Origin of the sequence: Sphingobium tyrosinilyticum, assembly GCF_042654265.1 — a bacterium.
In the GTDB taxonomy this organism is placed as follows: domain Bacteria; phylum Pseudomonadota; class Alphaproteobacteria; order Sphingomonadales; family Sphingomonadaceae; genus Sphingobium; species Sphingobium tyrosinilyticum.
In genome coordinates this window covers 83196-101949 of record NZ_JBHSFZ010000003.1, presented here as the reverse complement: position 1 = coordinate 101949, position 18754 = coordinate 83196, and the positions used below count along the sequence as shown (strand labels likewise).

At 62.0% G+C, this 18754-nt stretch carries 12 protein-coding genes, 1 tRNA gene and 1 pseudogene; 7 read left to right on the top strand and 7 right to left on the bottom strand.

Annotation, left to right across the window (positions count from 1 at the left end):
- Positions 1-657: 657 nt before the first annotated feature.
- From ACFO3E_RS02245 to ACFO3E_RS02235, 3 genes are all read left to right on the top strand, one after another.
- On the top strand, positions 658-1590 hold the full coding sequence (locus tag ACFO3E_RS02245) for an ArdC family protein (protein WP_380802152.1): 933 nt from the start codon (positions 658-660) through the stop codon (positions 1588-1590).
- Positions 1587-1805 carry a sigma factor-like helix-turn-helix DNA-binding protein gene (locus ACFO3E_RS02240; RefSeq protein WP_380802150.1) on the top strand — a complete coding sequence of 73 codons (219 nt, stop codon included), beginning with the start codon at positions 1587-1589 and terminating at the stop codon, positions 1803-1805. Before ACFO3E_RS02245 ends, ACFO3E_RS02240 begins: the two co-directional genes overlap by 4 nt.
- An 83-nt stretch (positions 1806-1888) precedes the next feature.
- Positions 1889-2803 (top strand): nucleotidyltransferase, encoded by a 915-nt coding sequence (locus ACFO3E_RS02235; RefSeq protein ID WP_380802147.1) that lies wholly within the window; start codon positions 1889-1891, stop codon positions 2801-2803.
- On the opposite strand, the gene ACFO3E_RS02230 is transcribed toward ACFO3E_RS02235, so the two are convergent.
- The gene (locus tag ACFO3E_RS02230; RefSeq protein WP_380802144.1) at positions 2800-2994 is read right to left on the bottom strand and encodes a hypothetical protein; all 195 of its coding nucleotides are present in this window, start codon (positions 2992-2994) and stop codon (positions 2800-2802) included. The genes ACFO3E_RS02235 and ACFO3E_RS02230 overlap by 4 nt on opposite strands.
- A 116-nt stretch (positions 2995-3110) precedes the next feature.
- On the opposite strand from ACFO3E_RS02230, the gene ACFO3E_RS02225 reads away from it, so the two are divergent.
- The 4 genes and pseudogenes from ACFO3E_RS02225 to ACFO3E_RS02210 all read left to right on the top strand — a co-directional run bounded on the left by ACFO3E_RS02225 (position 3111) and on the right by ACFO3E_RS02210 (position 4637).
- A complete protein-coding gene (locus tag ACFO3E_RS02225) occupies positions 3111-3461 on the top strand; it encodes a CopG family transcriptional regulator (RefSeq protein WP_380802142.1) in 351 nt (116 codons plus the stop codon).
- Positions 3458-3724, top strand: coding sequence for a hypothetical protein (locus ACFO3E_RS02220; protein WP_380802285.1), 267 nt, complete (start codon positions 3458-3460; stop codon positions 3722-3724). The genes ACFO3E_RS02225 and ACFO3E_RS02220 overlap by 4 nt, the downstream gene beginning before the upstream one ends.
- A gap of 6 nt (positions 3725-3730) precedes the next feature.
- Positions 3731-4135: pseudogene (locus tag ACFO3E_RS02215) on the top strand (transposase); the annotation flags it as partial.
- 226 nt (positions 4136-4361) lie between these two features.
- Positions 4362-4637 (top strand): hypothetical protein, encoded by a 276-nt coding sequence (locus tag ACFO3E_RS02210; RefSeq protein ID WP_380802139.1) that lies wholly within the window; start codon positions 4362-4364, stop codon positions 4635-4637.
- 435 nt (positions 4638-5072) lie between these two features.
- Here the strand turns inward: ACFO3E_RS02210 and ACFO3E_RS02205 are convergent.
- The 6 genes from ACFO3E_RS02205 to ACFO3E_RS02180 all read right to left on the bottom strand — a co-directional run bounded on the left by ACFO3E_RS02205 (position 5073) and on the right by ACFO3E_RS02180 (position 18723).
- Positions 5073-5146 (bottom strand) — tRNA-Gln (locus ACFO3E_RS02205).
- A 215-nt stretch (positions 5147-5361) separates the two neighbouring features.
- Positions 5362-9618, bottom strand: coding sequence for a DNA-directed RNA polymerase subunit beta' (rpoC, locus tag ACFO3E_RS02200; protein WP_066526914.1), 4257 nt, complete (start codon positions 9616-9618; stop codon positions 5362-5364).
- A gap of 75 nt (positions 9619-9693) precedes the next feature.
- Positions 9694-13857, bottom strand: a complete 4164-nt coding sequence (gene rpoB, locus ACFO3E_RS02195; protein WP_066526915.1) for a DNA-directed RNA polymerase subunit beta — start codon at positions 13855-13857, stop codon at positions 9694-9696.
- 384 nt (positions 13858-14241) lie between these two features.
- Complete coding sequence (locus tag ACFO3E_RS02190) at positions 14242-15243, bottom strand: inorganic phosphate transporter (protein ID WP_066526917.1); 1002 nt, start codon at positions 15241-15243, stop codon at positions 14242-14244.
- A gap of 155 nt (positions 15244-15398) precedes the next feature.
- Positions 15399-16514 (bottom strand): DUF47 family protein, encoded by a 1116-nt coding sequence (locus ACFO3E_RS02185; RefSeq protein WP_380802135.1) that lies wholly within the window; start codon positions 16512-16514, stop codon positions 15399-15401.
- A gap of 97 nt (positions 16515-16611) precedes the next feature.
- A complete protein-coding gene (locus tag ACFO3E_RS02180; RefSeq protein ID WP_380802133.1) occupies positions 16612-18723 on the bottom strand; it encodes a TonB-dependent receptor in 2112 nt (703 codons plus the stop codon).
- Positions 18724-18754 lie beyond the last annotated feature (31 nt).

Genomic DNA, 18754 nt, shown 5'->3' with positions numbered 1-18754 from the left:
ACTCAAAAAAACGGCCTCGCGTCTCACGAGGCCCTTTTGAGTGGCACACGATTCTTGAGATCTGAATCAGAAGCCAAGTGCCTTTCGCTGGCTTTTCCAGTCAAGCGGGATAGCAGCCATGCGATCGGTCCTTGGCAAGCATGAACTGGATGAAGCCGCAACCGAGGATGAACCTGTCCGGCAAGCCGCGTGATCGAGTCGATGGCGGGCGGCGGTGGTCCGTCGCCTGCCTTTTTGCGGAACGTGCCAGTCAATACCCCTTTCGGGGGTGGTTTTTGACATCTGGCCTCATCGCTGGGTGCGAGGTGGTTGGGCCAGCGGCGGCGCGTCATGGCTGACGTCCCTCATGATCCCGATGGCTGGCTGAATGGATTGTGGAGCGCTGCGGTAGGCAGCGCGAAGATTCTGGCTGCGGTCATCGCGCGGGGCGCGATGGCGTCTGTTTGATGTCTTGTCGGCCTCCGGCGCGGCGGAGGTGGGCGTCGCTGCCCTCTAGTCCCACCGCGGCAGGCCGCAAGTCGGGGCTTCGCCCCAACTCCTCCTCTTCGTTGCGGCCCTGCGGGTGCGGCCCGCCTCGATCGGTGGGACTGCCGGTCCGCTCCTGCCGCCCACCCCCGCCGTTCCGGCGGCCGGTGCGATGCGGGAAGGAGAAAGGAAATGGGATATCAGGATAAGGGACGGACCGGCGCTACCCTCTACAGCGAGGTGACGGAGCGGATCATCGCCCAGATCGAGGAAGGCACTCTGCCATGGGTGCGGCCATGGGATGATGGCAGGGCGGCATTGGGCCTGCCCCGCAATGCGGGGACCGACAGGCGCTATTCGGGGATCAATGTGCTGATCCTGTGGAGCCGCCTGTTCGAGGAAGGTTATGGGTCGCAGCGCTGGCTGACCTATGCCCAAGCGCAGGCGATGGGCGGCAATGTCCGCAAGGGGGAACGGGGGACGACGGTCTGCTATGCGGATCGGTTCACCCCCAAGGAGGGAGACACCGTTCCGACCGGCCCGGATGGCGAACCGCGACAGATTGCGTTCTTGAAGCGCTTTACCGTCTTCAACATCGACCAGTGCGATGGATTGGGCGACCGGGCCATGGCCGCTGTCACGACATGGAATGAGGCGTTGACCCTTCCCCTTGCACAGATGCTTATAGAGGCGACGGGGGCGGACATTCGGATCGGCGGCGGGGAAGCCTATTACGCCCCGCAGGATGACTATATCCGGGTGCCCCGGCCCGAACATTTCCATGAGCCGATCAACTGGTATCGCACTGCGCTCCATGAGCTGGGGCGCTGGACCGGGCATCGCTCGCGGCTGGACCGTCTCCCTGATACCGGCTTTGGCAGTCCCGCCTATGCGCGCGAGGAACTGATCGCCGAAATGGCCAGCGCCTTCCTTTGCGCGGAATTGGGCATCGTGCCGACCGTGCGCCATGCTGACTATCTGGGCGCATGGCTCTCGGTGCTGCGCGAAGACAGCAAGGCGATCTTTCGCGCCGCCAGTCAGGCAAGCAAGGCCGCCGACTATCTGCTCGCCTTCCGTGAGGAGGAAAATCACGGGACGGAAGATCAGGGGGAGGAAGCGGCATGACCCATGATCCCCATGCCGCCGAGCGCCAGCGCTATCGTGCGGCGCTGGCCGGGCTTCCCACCATCCCCCGGATCGTCTTCCTGCTGCACAGCCTCGATTGCCTGAACTACGAGCAGATCGCCTTCCGCATCGGGGAGGATGTGGGCGCGGTGGAGCGGCATTTCGCCACCGCGCTCAAGCATCTGGTGCGGGAGATAGACGGGCCTCTGCAATGAATCGCCATTTTGGCGATAGTTGGCCAAGGGCGTCCGAACATCTTCATTTGGTGGACGGGCGCTGTCTGGTTAGGAGGGGTGCGATGCGCACCGACCTCGACCATCTGCCGCCCGCCAAACAGCGCGAACTTGAGCGCGTGGTGCAGATCATCTTCGAGGAATTCGGGGACGCCAACAATCTCGCCACCGGCAAGCGCAAGGCGGGCCGTATCCACAAGATCATCCTCTATGGCAGCTATGCGCGGGGTGGCTGGGTGGACGAGCCGCACACCGCCAAGGGCTACAAGTCCGACTATGACCTGCTCATCATCGTCAACCAGAAGGAGCTGACCGACCGGGTCCAATATTGGGAGAAGACCGACGAGCGGTTGATGCGCGAACTGGCCATCACCCAGACGCTCAAGACCCCGGTGAACTTCATCGTCCACACCTTGCAGGAGGTGAACGATGGGCTCGCCCATGGGCGTTATTTCTTCATGGACGTTGCCGGTGAGGGGATCGCGCTCTACCAAGCCGACGCCAGCGAATTGCACAAGCCGAGGCCGAAAACGCCAGCGCAAGCGCTGGCTATGGCAAAGGAATATTTTGAAGAATGGATGCCGATGGCGCTCAGCGCGCAAAAGGGCTTTCTGTTTTTTATGTCCCAGCACGAGGTGAAGGATGCCGCGTTCATCCTCCACCAAGCCGCCGAGCGGCTTTACCATTGTGTCCTTCTCGTCTCGACCTTTTACACCCCGCACGTCCACAATCTCAACTTTCTGCGCACACAGGCCGAGCGTCTCGATTTCCGCCTGTTCAACGTCTGGCCGCGCGACACGCGGGCCGAGCGGGCGATGTTCGAGAAGCTGAAGGACGCCTATGTGAAGGCGCGCTACTCCAAACATTACACCATCAGCGAGGAAGAGCTGACCTGGCTTGGAACCCAGGTCGAGGAACTGGGCCGGATCGTCCATATCGTCTGTAGCGAGAAGATCGCCGCCCTTGAGGCAGCCCTCTAGCCGGTGATGAAATTCTTGAGCGCCCGCAGGTCGCGGGTGATCCACTTGGCATCCCGCGCGAACATTTCATCATCCATGCCGGGCTGACGGAACAGCGTCAGCATCACCTCCGCCCCGTCGCCATTCTGGATGACGCGAAGGGGGACATGGACTTCCTTTCCGTCCCCTGTATCGACGAAATGATCCATCACCCCATGGTCGTTATGGGGCGTGAATCGGATCGTGCCTTGTCGCGCGCTTTACGGCGCTCAGCGCCTGATGATATAAGCTCTTTCCTGGCGGACAGATCATTACGAAAGTAATTGTCATGCCAATTATCACCATACGTCTCGATGAAGAGCTTCACCGGCGCGTCAAAGGCCGGGCAGCCAACGCTCATCTTTCCATTTCAGACTTTCTTCGCCCCTTGCTGGAGGACGTCGCCTTCCCCGGCGGCCGTTACGCCTACACCGGCCAGGACGAACTTCTGGGCATCGCCATTCAGACCTATGCTCTGATCGTCGAGATCGCTTCGGTGCAGCAATCCCCCCTCCTCGTGGAGCGCGCGATTGCCAATGCCGGAACTCTGATGCGAGAAAGGGGGCTGATCGATCCCGCCGCCGAAACGCTCGCCGGCGGGCGGTCAGCCCTGTTCGGAAATCGGGAGGAAGATCGATGAGTATCTTCCGCAACGACACGCTGGGCTCCTGGACCAGAGGTGGTCAGGCGACCGTCCATAACGTCCGCATGACCACGCAGGTCTTCAAACAGACGACCCTTGCCGGTCTGGTTCTCTGGGTCATGCTGACCGTCTGGTTCGTGTATCTGAGCAAAAAAATGGCACTTGTATTCCGGTGGCAACTGACAGGTCTGCATCAACGTATACGGCATAGCGGCGGAGCCGTTGCCAAGATGGAGAGCCGCACGCCCCAGGCCTCATAAAACTGCGAAGTGGCCAGACGCCTCACGACAATCCCTGGAGTCGGCGCTCTCAACGCCACAGCCCTCGTCGCCGCGGTTGGCCGAGCAGAAGCCTTTGGCCAAGCGAGAGATCTTGGAGCTTGGCTAGGCCTTGTGCCGCGACAGCATACAACCGGTGGGAAACCGCGGCTGCTGGGGATCAGCAAACGAGGCAATACCTATCTCCGGACGCTTCTGATCCACGGTGCCAGGGCCGCGCTGCCGAGCCTGGCCAAGGCGGATACGGCGCTTGGGAGCTGGCTGCGCGGCTTACAGGCGCGATGCCATCCCAACACGGTGGTTGACGCTCTCGCCAACAAGCTGGCGAGGATCGCCTGGGTCCTCATCCGGCGAGAGACTGTGTTCTCAGTTCAGCGAACAGCGACCGCTTAGTGAAATCGGTCGGCGGCGTGATCACCGCTTGACCTACGAAATGTCTGCGGGAGGATTTTGAAGATGGCCTGACGGTATAAAACCCCTTGCGGACAGGGCGGGCCATACGTTTTTTTAGGGGCCTCGCCAGGGGCTTTTGTAGCCTTTGCCAAGAATTTAATTCGTATTTTGAATATGAGACGCTTCATGATTCTACTCGCACGCTGCTCGGCAAGATGCTGGAAGCGTGGATACAGCTTTACGTGGTCGGCAGTCCGGCCAGCCGCGCCGTAAGTTTGAGAAGGCGCTGGATGAGATGTTGGCTGACGACACTTTGCTGGCTTCCAGTCGTATCCGCGACCTTCTGGCCGACATGCGGGCAGAATGGGCTGCTCTCGACCGCCGCATTGACGCCTTGGACCAGGAGTTTGCCCAGCTCGCCCGCACGGACGAAGCAGGCTGTTGGGGCGCCGGTATATGCTGGGACGGTTTTGTGAGTCCTGTAAGCCACCACGATTTCTGACATTTCGGAACGGAATGAGGCAGGCCTACCCATGCGGTGCGGCATGCTTCGCCGCGCATTCAAATCCTGATGGTGAATGTACGGCCGCCAGAAGGGCCGCTTTCCTGCTTGATTTGCTCCAGCCGCTGGCGAATTTGACGGCGACGGCTGAACGCGCGGAGTGCTTTTCTTACCAAGCTTGTCACGACCCCTCCTTTTGATTTGGAGGGAATTTAGCGGCAGCTTTGGCCGCTGCAATATGTCGTTCGGCATGCGGAATCAGTGAGAGGTAGAATCCGTCGAAAGATGGATTTGGCCCCCGAGTGTAGGGGAACGTCCTACTTCTTTAGAAGAAAACCGTCGCTGCGGCGGCCTTGTTATGAACAGCGCAAGGCAGGTACCGAGCAGAGAAACTTCTCGCTCAAGGCCGACGTGAATGAGAGGTCGAGAGAAATCTGGATGCCCGACAAGGATTCGAACCTTGATTGACGGAGTCAGAGTCCGCTCTCTTACCATTAGAGGATCGGGCACCAAGGCGGGTGTCACCCGCATCGGAAGCGCGCAGATAGGCTGGTTGGACCGGCTGGTCAAGGGGCTTGCGCCGGAAAAATCCGCCCCTTGGGCCATGAAAAAGCCCGCCGGACATGCTGTCGCGTCCGGCGGGCTCTTTCATCTTCCCATGCAGGATCGATGGGCTTGGGAGCCGCCCCTGATGTAGGGAGCGGCGCCCTTTATTTCAAAGGTCTCAGTCGAGGTCCTGGGTGGTGAAGTCCTCACCCTGGACAACGCCCAACGGATCGTCGCCGATCGCCGCTTCCGGACCCTGCGCCAGTTCGGCGGCATGCTCTTCAGCGGCCGTCTTGGGCGCGATCAAATCGACCTGGCTGGAAGCCCGCAGAGCGGCCCGCATGGCGGCATCACGCGACGAGGCGGCGACGCGCATGCGGTTCATGCCAGCGCCGGTGCCCGCCGGGATGAGGCGGCCGACGATGACGTTCTCCTTGAGACCGACCAGCGTGTCCTTCTTGCCCTGAACCGCCGCTTCCGTAAGGACGCGGGTGGTTTCCTGGAAGGACGCGGCCGAGATGAACGAACGGGTCTGGAGCGAAGCCTTGGTGATGCCGAGCAGCACCGGCTTGCCCGCAGCAGGCTGGTAGCCGGCGGGAAGCTTGGCGTTGATCTCGTCCATTTCCTCGCGATCGACCTGCTCGCCCACCAGCAAGGTGGTGTCGCCGGACTCGATGATCTCGACCTTTTGCAGCATCTGGCGAACGATCGTTTCGATGTGCTTGTCGTTGATCTTCACGCCCTGCAAGCGATAGACTTCCTGGATTTCCGCGACCAGATATTCGGCCAGCGGCTCGATGCCGAGCACTTCCAGAATGTCATGCGGGTCGGGCGAACCACCGATCAGGTTGTCGCCGCGCTTGACATAGTCGCCTTCCTGAACGTCGATCACCTTGCTCTTGGGGATCAGATATTCGACCGGCTCGCCGCCATCCTCGGGATTGATGGCGATCTTGCGCTTCGCCTTGTAATCCTTGAGGAACTGCACGCGGCCCGAGACCTTGGCAATGATAGCATTGTCCTTGGGCTTGCGGGCTTCGAACAGCTCGGCGACGCGCGGCAGACCGCCGGTGATGTCGCGGGTCTTCGCAGCTTCGCGAGAGACACGCGCCAGCACGTCACCAGCCTGAACCTGCGCACCGTCATCGACCGACAGGGTCGCACCCACCGCCAGCATGTAGCGAGCGGCTTCGCCCGACTGATCGTCAAGCAGGGTGAGGCGGGGACGCAGATCCTCCTTGGTGCGGGCGGAACCGCGATGCTCGGTGACGACGCGCTGGGCGATGCCGGTCGCTTCGTCGGTCTGCTCGGTCAGCGTCTTGCCGTCGATCAGGTCCTGATACTTCACGATACCGGGCTTTTCAGTGATCACCGGCATGGTGAAGGGGTCCCACTCGGCGAAGCGGTCGCCCTTCTTAACCGCGTCGCCATCCGCGAACAGGATGGTGGCGCCGTAAGGCAGGCGGTGCGTTTCGCGTTCGCGGCCTTCGCTGTCGATGATCGCGATCTCGCCGTTGCGGGCGAGCGACAGACGACGGCCGTTCTTGTCGGTGATGGTCGGCATGTCGCGCAGTTCGATCGTGCCGTCAGCCAGCGCTTCCAGGTTCGACGTTTCGTTGAAGTTCGCCGCGCCGCCGATGTGGAAGGTACGCATGGTGAGCTGCGTACCCGGTTCACCGATGGACTGCGCCGCGATAACGCCGACCGCTTCACCGATATTGACCGGCGTACCACGGGCAAGGTCACGGCCGTAGCACTTGCCGCACACGCCCATCCGGCTTTCACAGATCAGCGGGCTGCGGATCTTCACGGCCTGCGTCCCGATCGCTTCGATCTGGGCGATCATCGGCTCGTCCAGCAGGGTACCAATCGGGATGATGACGGTACCGTCCTTGCTATCGACGATGTCCTGAGCCGTGGTGCGGCCCAGGATACGTTCGCCGAGCGAGGCGATGACCGAACCACCCTGGACGATGGCCTTCATCTCCAGCGCCTTGTCGGTGCCGCAATCTTCCTCGACGACGGTGCAGTCCTGCGACACATCGACCAGACGACGGGTCAGGTAACCCGAGTTCGCCGTCTTGAGCGCGGTGTCGGCCAGACCCTTACGGGCGCCATGGGTCGAGTTGAAGTACTCGAGAACCGTCAAGCCTTCCTTGAAGTTCGAGATGATCGGCGTTTCGATGATCTCGCCGCTCGGCTTGGCCATCAGGCCGCGCATGCCGGCGAGCTGCTTCATCTGGGCCTGCGAACCACGGGCACCGGAGTGCGCCATCATGTAGATCGAGTTGATCTGGGCCATGCGGCCGGTCTGCGGGTCCTTGGGCTGCGCGCGGATTTCGTCCATCATGGCGTTCGCCACGACGTCGCCGCAACGGCTCCAGGCGTCGATGACCTTGTTGTACTTTTCCTGCTGGGTGATCAGGCCGTCCTGATATTGCTGCTCATAGTCGGCCACCAGCGCCTTGGTTTCCGCGACAGTCCCTTCCTTTGAGTCGGGGATGACCATGTCGTCCTTGCCGAACGAAATGCCGGCCTGGAAGGCGTGGCGGAAGCCCAGCGCCATGATGGCGTCGGCGAACAGCACCGTGTCCTTCTGGCCGGTGTGCCGGTAGACTTGGTCGATGACGTCCCCAATTTCCTTCTTGGTGAGAAGGCGGTTGACGACGTCGAAGGGCACCTTGTGGCTCTTGGGCAGACATTCGCCCAGCAGCATGCGGCCCGGCGTGGTCTCGAAGCGCTTCATATACTGATTGCCGGCTTCGTCGGTCTGCGGCACGCGGCTGGTGATCTTCGAGTGCAGCGTCACGGCCTTGGCATAGAGGGCCTGGTGGACCTCCTGCATGTCAGCCAGCAGCATGCCTTCGCCCGGCTCGCCTTCGCGCTCCATGGACAGGTAATAGATACCCAATACCATGTCCTGCGAGGGGACGATGATTGGTTTGCCGTTGGCGGGCGAGAGGATGTTGTTGGTGGACATCATCAGCACGCGCGCTTCCAGCTGGGCCTCAAGGCTCAGCGGGACGTGGACCGCCATCTGGTCACCGTCGAAGTCGGCGTTGAAGGCCGAGCAGACGAGCGGGTGCAGCTGGATCGCCTTGCCTTCGATCAGCACGGGTTCAAACGCTTGGATGCCGAGGCGGTGAAGCGTCGGCGCGCGGTTCAGCATGACCGGATGCTCGCGGATCACCTCGTCCAGGATGTCCCAGACTTCCTTGCGCTCCTTCTCGACCCACTTCTTCGCCTGCTTGAGGGTCATCGAGAGCCCCTTGGCGTCGAGACGGGCGTAAATGAAGGGCTTGAACAGTTCGAGCGCCATCTTCTTGGGCAGGCCGCACTGGTGCAGCTTGAGTTCCGGCCCGGTCACGATGACCGAACGGCCCGAATAATCGACGCGCTTGCCGAGCAGGTTCTGACGGAAGCGGCCCTGCTTGCCCTTGAGCATGTCGGACAGCGACTTGAGCGGACGCTTGTTCGCGCCAGTGATGACGCGGCCGCGGCGGCCGTTGTCGAACAGGGCGTCGACGGCTTCCTGCAACATGCGCTTTTCGTTGCGGACGATGATGTCCGGCGCGCGCAGCTCCATGAGGCGCTTCAGGCGGTTGTTACGGTTGATGACGCGACGATAGAGGTCGTTGAGGTCCGACGTCGCGAAACGACCGCCGTCCAGCGGCACCAGCGGGCGCAGTTCCGGCGGAATGACGGGGACGACGTCCAGGATCATCCATTCCGGACGGTTACCCGATTCCAGGAAGCTCTCGACGACCTTCAGCCGTTTGATGATCTTCTTGGGCTTCAGTTCCGACTTGGTGACGGCCAGTTCGTCGAGCAGCGCCTGCTTCTCGCCCTCAAGGTCGAGGTCCATCAGCATCTGCTTGACCGCTTCCGCGCCGATGCCGGCGGAGAAGGCGTCCTCGCCATATTCGTCCTGCGCGTCGAGCAGCTCGTCTTCATTGAGCAGCTGGAACTTCTCCAGCGGGGTCAGACCCGGCTCGGTAACGATGTAGCTTTCGAAGTAAAGGACGCGCTCTAGCTGCTTGAGCTGCATGTCGAGCAGCAGGCCGATGCGCGAGGGCAGCGACTTCAGGAACCAGATGTGCGCGACGGGCGCCGCCAGTTCGATATGGCCCATGCGCTCGCGGCGGACCTTTGACACGGTCACTTCCACGCCGCACTTTTCGCAGACGATGCCCTTGTACTTCATGCGCTTGTACTTGCCGCACAGGCACTCATAATCCTTGATCGGACCGAAGATGCGCGCGCAGAACAGGCCGTCACGCTCGGGCTTGAACGTGCGATAGTTGATGGTTTCCGGCTTCTTGATCTCGCCGAAGGACCAGCTGCGGATGCGCTCGGGCGAGGCGAGGCCGATCTGGATCTGGTCGAAGGTTTCCGCCTTCTGGACGGGGTTCGCGAAGTTGGTCAGTTCGTTCATCTTGTCATTCCCTCTAGAGGGTAAAATTTTTGGGGCGAAGGAGGAGGGCACTGCCGAAGCAGCGCCCCGCAACTCTTATTCCGCCGCCTGCGCGAAGCCGTCGTCGTCCTCGATCTCGTCCATAGCGGCGAGTTCGACGTTAAGGCCCAGCGAGCGCATTTCCTTGACCAGCACGTTGAAGCTTTCGGGGATGCCGGCTTCGAAGGTGTCGTCGCCCTTGACGATCGCTTCATAGACCTTGGTACGGCCTACGACGTCGTCCGACTTCACCGTCAGCATTTCCTGCAAGGTATAGGCAGCACCATATGCCTGGAGCGCCCACACCTCCATTTCACCGAAGCGCTGGCCACCGAACTGCGCCTTACCGCCCAGCGGCTGCTGGGTGACGAGGCTGTAGGGGCCGATGGAACGTGCGTGGATCTTGTCATCGACCAAGTGGTGCAGCTTCAGCATGTAAATGATGCCGACAGTCACCTTGCGGTCGAAACGGTCGCCGGTGCGGCCGTCATAAAGATCCGACTGGCCCGAAGAGTGCAGGCCCGCCAGTTCCAGCATCGCCGATACGTCGGCTTCGCGGGCGCCGTCGAACACCGGGGTCGCCATCGGCACGCCGCGCGCAAGATGCTCGGCGAGATCGACGATCTGATCCGCGGTGCGGCCTTCGATCTGGTCGGCATATTGCGGACCATAGGTCTCCAGCAGGCGGGTCTTGACCGCGTCCGGCATCTCGCCGCCCTGCGCGTTCGGATTGGCCTCACGCCATTCCTCCAGTGCATGCTTGAGCTGCTGGCCAAGGCCGCGCGCGGCCCAGCCGAGATGCGTTTCGAAGATCTGCCCGACGTTCATGCGCGATGGCACGCCCAGCGGATTGAGCACGATATCGACATGGGTGCCGTCTTCGAGGAATGGCATGTCCTCGATCGGCAGGATGCGCGAGATGACGCCCTTGTTGCCGTGACGGCCGGCCATCTTGTCACCCGGCTGCAGCTTGCGCTTCACCGCGACGAAGACCTTGACCATCTTCAGCACGCCCGGGGGCAGCTCGTCGCCGCGCTGCAGCTTATCGACGCGATCTTCGAACTTCTCGACGATCAGCTTCACCGCTTCGTCATACTGCGCCTTGACGGCTTCGATGCCAGCCTGACGCTGGTCGTCCGCAACCGCGAACTTCCACCATTCATGACGCTCAACCTCGCCCAGCAGGGCGTCGTCGATTTCGACGCCCTTCTTGACGCCCTTGGGAGCAGCCGTGGCCGTCTGGCCGAGCAGCATTTCCTGGAGGCGGTTGAAGGTCGCCCGGTTGAGGATGGCGCGTTCGTCCTCACGGTCCTTGGCGAGACGGTCGATTTCCTCCCGCTCAATCGCCATGGCGCGCTCGTCCTTGTCGATGCCGTGACGGTTGAACACGCGCACTTCAACGACCGTGCCGGCGACGCCCGGCGGCAGACGCAGCGAAGTGTCGCGCACGTCGCTCGCCTTTTCACCGAAGATCGCGCGGAGCAGCTTTTCTTCCGGGGTCATCGGCGATTCACCCTTGGGGGTGATCTTGCCGACCAAGATGTCGCCCGGCTCCACTTCGGCGCCGATATAGACGATGCCCGCCTCGTCGAGGTTGCGCAGCGCTTCTTCACCGACGTTCGGGATGTCGCGGGTAATGTCCTCCGGCCCCAGCTTGGTGTCGCGGGCCATGACCTCGAACTCTTCGATATGGATCGAGGTGAAGACGTCATCCTTCACGATCCGCTCGGAGATCAGGATGGAGTCTTCATAGTTGTAGCCGTTCCAGGGCATGAACGCGACGAGCGTGTTGCGGCCCAACGCCAACTCGCCGAACTCGGTCGACGGGCCGTCGGCGATCACGTCGCCGCCTTCGATCAGGTCGCCCACCTTCACCAGCGGACGCTGGTTGATGCAGGTATCCTGGTTCGAACGCTGGAACTTCTGCAGCGTGTAGATGTCGACGCCCGACTGGCCGGGCTCGATATCGCCCGTCGCGCGGATGACGATACGGGTCGCATCGACCTGATCCACGATGCCAGCGCGCTTGGCGGCGATGGCGGCACCGGAATCCCGAGCCACCGTGCCTTCCATGCCGGTACCGACGAACGGCGCCTCGGCACTGACCAGCGGCACCGCCTGGCGCTGCATGTTCGAACCCATGAGCGCGCGGTTTGCGTCATCGTTTTCCAAGAATGGAATCAGCGACGCCGCGACCGACACCAGCTGCTTGGGGCTGACGTCCATCAGGGTGATGTGGTCGCGGGGCGCCATCAGGAATTCGCCCGCTTCACGCGCCGAGATCAGGTCTTCAGCCAGCGTGCCATCTTCGTTCAGCTCGGCGTTGGCCTGCGCGATCGTGTGCTTGGCCTCTTCCATCGCCGACAGATAGACGACTTCGTTGGTCACCTTGCCGTCGATCACCTTGCGGTAAGGCGTCTCGATGAAGCCATACTTGTTGACGCGGCTGAAGGTGGCGAGCGAGTTGATCAGACCGATGTTCGGGCCTTCCGGCGTTTCAATCGGGCAGATACGGCCATAGTGCGTCGGGTGAACGTCGCGGACTTCGAAGCCCGCGCGCTCACGGGTCAGACCGCCCGGCCCGAGCGCCGATACGCGGCGCTTGTGGGTGACTTCCGACAGCGGGTTGGTCTGGTCCATGAACTGCGAGAGCTGCGAGGAGCCGAAGAACTCGCGCACCGCGGCCACGGCGGGCTTCGCGTTGATGAGGTCGTTCGGCATGACCGTCGACACATCGACGCTCGACATGCGCTCCTTGACGGCGCGCTCCATGCGGAGAAGGCCGACGCGATACTGGTTTTCCAGCAGTTCGCCCACCGAGCGGACGCGGCGGTTGCCGAGATTGTCGATATCGTCGATCTCGCCCTTGCCGTCCTTAAGGTTCACCAGTTCCTTGACGACGGCGAGGATGTCCTCGACGCGCAGGGTGGTGACTGTATCCTCGGCATCGAGGTCGAGGCGCATGTTGAGCTTCACGCGACCCACGGCCGAAAGATCGTAGCGCTCCGGATCAAAGAACAGACCGGCAAACAGCGATTCCGCCGTTTCCTTCGTCGGCGGTTCGCCAGGGCGCATGACGCGATAGATGTCGGAAAGCGCCTGGTCACGCTCTTCCGCCTTGTCAGCCTTGAGCGTGTTGCGGATCCAGGGGCCCGTGGTGACATGGTCGATATCGAGCAGTTCGAGACGGTCGATGCCCGCCTTGTCCAGCTTTTCGAGATTTTCCGGCGACACTTCGTCACCAGCCTCGATGTAGATTTCGCCCGTCTTCTCGTTGATGAGGTCATAGGCGCTGTAGCGGCCATAGACTTCCTCGGTCGGGATCAGCAGCGTCTCAAGCCCGTCCTTCTCCGCCTTGTTGGCGGCGCGGGGCGAGATCTTGTGACCGGCGGCGAATACGACTTCGCCCGATTTGGCATCGACGATGTCGAAAGCGGGCTTCTGACCGCGCCAGGCTTCGGCGGTGTAGGGGATCTGCCAGCCGCCTTCGCCACGGACGAAGGTCACCTTGTTATAGAAATAGCCCAGCATGTCCTCAGCCGTCAGGCCGAGCGCATAGAGCAGGGCCGTAACCGGCAGCTTGCGCTTGCGGTCGATACGGACGTTCACGATGTCCTTGGCGTCGAATTCGAAGTCGAGCCAGGAACCGCGATAGGGGATCACGCGCGCGGCGAACAGATATTTGCCTGAGGAGTGGGTCTTGCCACGGTCATGGTCGAACAGCACGCCCGGCGAGCGGTGCATCTGCGACACGATGACGCGCTCGGTTCCGTTGACGATGAAGGTGCCGTTCTGCGTCATGAGCGGCATGTCGCCCATGTAAACGTCCTGCTCCTTGATATCGAGCACGGAACGGGTTTCGGTGTCCTGATCGACTTCGAACACGATCAGGCGCAGCGTGACGCGCATCGGCGCCGCATAGGTGATGCCGCGCTGACGGCATTCCTCAACGTCGTACTTCGGCTCTTCCAACTCATAATGGACAAAGTCCATCTCGGCGGTGCCGGCGAAATCGCGGATCGGGAAGACCGAGCGCAGGGTCTTTTCCAGGCCCGAGACATAGCCGATCGACGGGTCGGAGCGAAGGAACTGCTCATAGCTCTCCCGCTGGACTTCGATCAGGTTCGGCATCTGCACCACTTCGTGGATGTCGCCGAACACCTTCCTTATGCGCTTCTTCGCGCCGGTGTTGCTGATCGGGGGGAGAGCTTTGGTCGCCATTGCGTATCCTGCCTGTTGTTCGTCGCATTTTTTCGCATCACAGCGAAATTTCAGCCTGACGGAGCAAGCGGAAGGGGTGATTCGCCCTTCCGCTGCCACGCAAAAAAGTGCGGGCCGGGACTGTCCGATCCGCACTGTCAGCACTTTGTGACCCGCCGTTTTCCGCCCAATCCCGCCGGTTTCGCGCGCTAATCAAAACCGGTCCCCGGGCGATCCGGGGGACGGCGCTCATCATACCGGAAGGATGACGAGTGCCGGATTTCCAAGACGCCATATAGAACTGGCACAGCCCTTTGTGAAGGGGTGTGCCCTCCGATGATTGAGATTGTTGCCGTGCCGCCTGATGGCTCTGGGCCAGCCGGCATCTAGAATTGCAGCCGTCGGTCAGAACAGGCGCGTGAGCCAGTAGAAAGCCGCGCCGATCACGCCAGCGGCGGGTAGCGTCACAACCCAGGCGATAACGATGCTGGAGGCTACGTTCCAGCGCACCGCTGACAAGCGGCGCGACGCGCCGACGCCGACGATAGCGCCGGTGATGGTGTGGGTGGTCGATACCGGTACACCCAGATGCGTCGCCAGGAACAGCGTCATCGCTCCGCCGGTTTCCGCGCAGAAGCCCTGCGCCGGGGTGAGCCGGGTGATCTTCGATCCCATCGTATGGACGATCTTCCAGCCGCCGAGCAATGTGCCGAGGCCCATCGCCGCCTGACAGGAAATCACAACCCAGAAGGGAACGTGAAAGCCGCCGGTCAGCATGCCCTGGGAATAGAGCAGCACGGCGATGATCCCCATCGTCTTTTGTGCGTCATTGCCGCCATGGCCGAGCGAATAAAGTGACGCCGAGACGAGCTGGAGCTTACGGAAGACGCGGTCGGCGCCTTGCGGCGTGAAGCGGCGAAAGACCCAGCTGATGATCAGCACTAGCAACAGCGCCAGGACAAGGCCGATGGCAGGCGAGAGGACGATGGCGGCGCTGGTCTTGAAGACTCCGGTCCACACGACGGCGCTAAGGCCCGCCTTGGCGGTGCCCGCGCCCAGCAGCCCGCCGATGAGCGCATGGCTGGAGGAGGAGGGGATGCCGAGCCCCCAGGTGATGAGGTTCCAGGCGATGGCCCCCATCAGCGCGCCGAAGATCACCTGCGGATCGATGATGCTGGCATCGACAATGCCCTTGCCCACGGTTTCAGCCACATGAAGGCCGAAGAAAAGGAAGGCGATGAAATTGAAGAAAGCCGCCCAAGCCACCGCATATTGCGGCTTCAGCACGCGCGTCGAAACGATCGTCGCGATCGAATTGGCGGCATCATGCAGGCCGTTCAAAAAGTCGAAGGCGAGCGCGATGCCGATCAGGGCGACGAGCAGCGGGAAGGCGAGATGGGCTTCCATAAAACTAATGTCTATCCTTCAAATCCCGTTCGTCCTGAGAGCCGCTGAGTTTGTCGAGGCGGTGTATTGCAAGAGAGGTTGCGCCCACCCTTCGATACGAGCCTTCGTCAGGCTCAGGCCCTACTCAGAGCGAACGGTAAGATGGAAGTCCTGCATCAAGCGTGGTCGATGACCAGGCCGGAGATTTCGTTGGCGACGTCTTCGAAACGGTCGGTCACCTTCTCCAGATGGGCGTAGATTTCATTGCCAACGACGAAGTCCATGGGGTTGCCCTGACGCGCCTGATTGTAGAGCGCCTTAAGGCCCGCTTCGTGCAGGATGTCGGCATGGCCTTCCAGCTTCACCAGCCGTTCGGTGAGGTCATGGAGACGCACGGAATTGAGATTGAGCGAACGCAGCAGCGGCATGGCTTCGGCGGTGATGCGGGCGCATTCGACGATCAGCGCGCTCATGTCCTGCATTTGCGGCGCAAATTCCTTGACCTCGAACAGCGCGATGGCTTTGGCGGTCTGGTTCATCTGGTCGATGGCGTCGTCCATGACGCCGATCAGGCCGGTGATGGCGCTGCGGTCAAAGGGGGTAACGAAGATGCGGCGAACGTCCTGCAGCACTTCGCGGATGATGTCGTCCGCCTCATGTTCGCGCGCGGAAATCTCCTGAATGTGCGCATCCATGTCCGGGCCGCCCTTCAGCAGCTTGGCAAGCGCATCAGCGCCCGCAACAAGGGTGTCTGCATGATCTTCGAACTGTTCGAAGAAGCGCCCCTGCTTGGGCATCAGCGCGTGAAACCACCGCAGCATTCCAGTCCTTTCGCTTTGCCATTCCTTGACCCGCAGCAGCATTCGGATGAACCAGCCGGGATCACGCGGCGGTTCGCGAAAGGCCGCGATAATGGTCTGAAGATCGGGTTCATCGACCGCCTTCGCGGCCTCTGAGACCGGAAACCAGCGCAGTTCCCTCTGCCCCTGCTCGGGCCATTGCGACAACTGGCCGGTGACTGCAAGGGGGAAAACTTCGACCGTGGCTTCGCGAGAGCCGCCCTTCCGGCGGCGCTTGTCATAACGGTAGCGTCCCAACGGAGCAGGGCAGGCGATGCCGTGAATGCCCGCTTCTTCAAAGGCTTCGACTTCGGCGGCGCGGTGACCGGCCAGGCCCTTGATACGGTTGCCTTTCGGGATCACCCAGCGCCGTGTTTCACGCGACGTGATCAGCAGGATCCGCATCGAACCATCGGGGCCGGTGGCATAGGGCAGCGCGGCGATCTGGCGCATTACCAGTCCGCCCCCACAGCCCCGCTTGTTGTCGATCGCCCCTGATCCATGAGCGCCTTGTAACGAAAACGTCACATGGCGCAATCAACAAGGTTGATCAGATCGATAGGCGCGCGGTCACTCGAATGTCCCGCCCAGCCAGCGACGCATAATCCTTGAGGAAGCTGGCGTGCCGCCGCGCCTCCACATCGAAGATATTGTTGGCCGACAGGCTGATGGTCGTGCGGTCATTCCCCTTGAGCGGTTTGAACGACAGCGATGCGTTGACCAGAGTGAAGCCGTCAGTGCGGGTCTCGGTGGCGGCCGTCCGGTCCTGCGCGAAACTATGTTCGATCTCACTGCGAAGCGTCAGCCGATCGCCCTGGGCCTCGATCCCGCCCAGCAGGCGGAGCGGCGGGATGCGCGGGGCGGGTCCGGAACCGGTGATGGTGGCGCGGACATAATCGGCCATGCCGTCCAGATTGACCTTGTATCCACCGACCTCGCCCAGCTTGATCGAGGCTTCGGCCTCGAACCCAAGATAGCGCGCGTCCGCCTGGGCATATTGGAAGCAGGGGAAGTCGAGTGGCTCGCCGCCATTCGCCGCCATGCAGGCGGAGTCATTGACGAGGGCGTCATAGATATAGCCGTTGAACCAGTTGTGATAGGCGGACAGGGAGAAGTTGTATCCGGTGCCTTGGCCCCGCAGCGTTGCTTCGACGCCCCAGCTTTTTTCAAGGCCGAAGTCGGGGTTGCCGAGTTCGAACGCCTGGGTGCCCGCATGATTGCCGCGCGCGAACAATTCTTCGGCAGAGGGCGCGCGTTCGGTCCGGGCCAGGTTCAGGCCCAGCCGCCAGCCGGGCGTGATTTCCTGGCTCGCGCCGATGGAGGCCGAAAAGGCGTCGAAGCTGCGATGATAGGCGGGGTTGAACAGTGTCGCGTCGGCATCCGCTTCCACCTGGCTATGTTCATATCGGCCGCCCAGTTCGATCCGCGTGGAGCCGAAGTCCAGCGATTGCAGCGTGAAGAAGCCAAGCTGCTCGGTTCGGTTGCGCGGCAGGAACTTTTCCTCGCCCTCAACATGGAAATTGCGTGCGAAAAATTGAGCGCCGACCGCTCCGTCCCAACCGCCGCGTTTTGCCTGCACCAGTTCAAGCCGGGATTCGATCGACTGATTGTAGAAGGTGGTGCCGACCGCGCCGGATTCTTCGATTTCCTGATGTTGATAATCAGCGAAGCCGGCGCGCAGACGGATGGATTCGAGGATGCCGCCGTTGACCGGCAATTCAGCGCGCAGGTCGGCGCGGTCTTGCTTCATGTGCAGCCGGACCTGCTCGGTTTCCGATCCGGGCTCCAGTGAATAGCGCGCGGGAACGCCATAAAGATTGTCGGTATGGGCCACCGAAAAGCCGAGGTTACCCCCGTCGGTGACCAGCGCGGCACCGCCGGCCACTTCCCAACTGCGAGCGGCGCTGTTGGGCAGCTTGCTGCGTAGGTCAGCCAGAGCAGCGATAGCGGGGTCGCCGCTCGCCGCCGCCTGGGCGCGCAGGGCTGGGGTTAGGATGTAGGCGCCGGTGTCGAGATCAGCGCTCCTGGAATAGCTGCCGTCGAAATGGACGACCAGCTTGTCCGTGATCGGAGCCTCGATCTCCGCCGATCCGGTGCGCTCGTTGGCGGCGCTGCCATAGGTGGCGATTCCGTCGATATGGACAGGCTCATCGGGCGCGCGGCGAGGGATGCGGCTGTCGATCACATTGACTACGCCGCCGATCGCGGACGAACCGTATAGGAGCGCAGCGGGGCCGCGCAGCACCTCGATCCGGTCGGCGGTGAGCGGGTTGATCGCGACCGCGTGGTCCACCGAGGTATTGGATACGTCGAAACTGCCGATGCCGTCGGTCAAGATGCGCACCCGCTCGCCCTGAAAACCGCGCAGGACTGGACGGGAGGCGTTAGGGCCGAAGGAGGTGGCCGAAACGCCGGGCTGATGCGCTAGCGTATCGCCGATCGTCGGGCGTAGCGCGCGGGTCAGTTCTGCTCCCGCGATGACGGAGGTGCCTGACAGGATGTCGCCTTGACGGCGCGGAACGATGGCGGTGACGATGATGTCGGATTGTTGGTCATGATAGCCCTGGAGCTGTGTCGCGGTTGCCTGTGCGGCGGCGGGGAAGGCGAGGCAGAGCGCGGCGAAAGCGCAACCGGCGCGGAGCAGCGGCAGAGGCGAAATCATGAAGAAAATCCTTGAATGAAAGAGATTGGCC

What these genes read in the sequence shown, in the direction of transcription:
- ACFO3E_RS02180 (WP_380802133.1), bottom strand. Translation starts at nt 18,723, where the DNA reads ATGATTTCGCCTCTGCCGCTGCTCCGCGCCGGTTGCGCTTTCGCCGCG.
- rpoB (WP_066526915.1), bottom strand. Translation starts at nt 13,857, where the DNA reads ATGGCGACCAAAGCTCTCCCCCCGATCAGCAACACCGGCGCGAAGAAG.
- rpoC (WP_066526914.1), bottom strand. Translation starts at nt 9,618, where the DNA reads ATGAACGAACTGACCAACTTCGCGAACCCCGTCCAGAAGGCGGAAACC.
- ACFO3E_RS02225 (WP_380802142.1), top strand. Translation starts at nt 3,111, where the DNA reads ATGCCAATTATCACCATACGTCTCGATGAAGAGCTTCACCGGCGCGTC.
- ACFO3E_RS02245 (WP_380802152.1), top strand. Translation starts at nt 658, where the DNA reads ATGGGATATCAGGATAAGGGACGGACCGGCGCTACCCTCTACAGCGAG.
- ACFO3E_RS02190 (WP_066526917.1), bottom strand. Translation starts at nt 15,243, where the DNA reads ATGGAAGCCCATCTCGCCTTCCCGCTGCTCGTCGCCCTGATCGGCATC.
- ACFO3E_RS02240 (WP_380802150.1), top strand. Translation starts at nt 1,587, where the DNA reads ATGACCCATGATCCCCATGCCGCCGAGCGCCAGCGCTATCGTGCGGCG.
- ACFO3E_RS02185 (WP_380802135.1), bottom strand. Translation starts at nt 16,514, where the DNA reads ATGCGCCAGATCGCCGCGCTGCCCTATGCCACCGGCCCCGATGGTTCG.
- ACFO3E_RS02235 (WP_380802147.1), top strand. Translation starts at nt 1,889, where the DNA reads ATGCGCACCGACCTCGACCATCTGCCGCCCGCCAAACAGCGCGAACTT.
- ACFO3E_RS02220 (WP_380802285.1), top strand. Translation starts at nt 3,458, where the DNA reads ATGAGTATCTTCCGCAACGACACGCTGGGCTCCTGGACCAGAGGTGGT.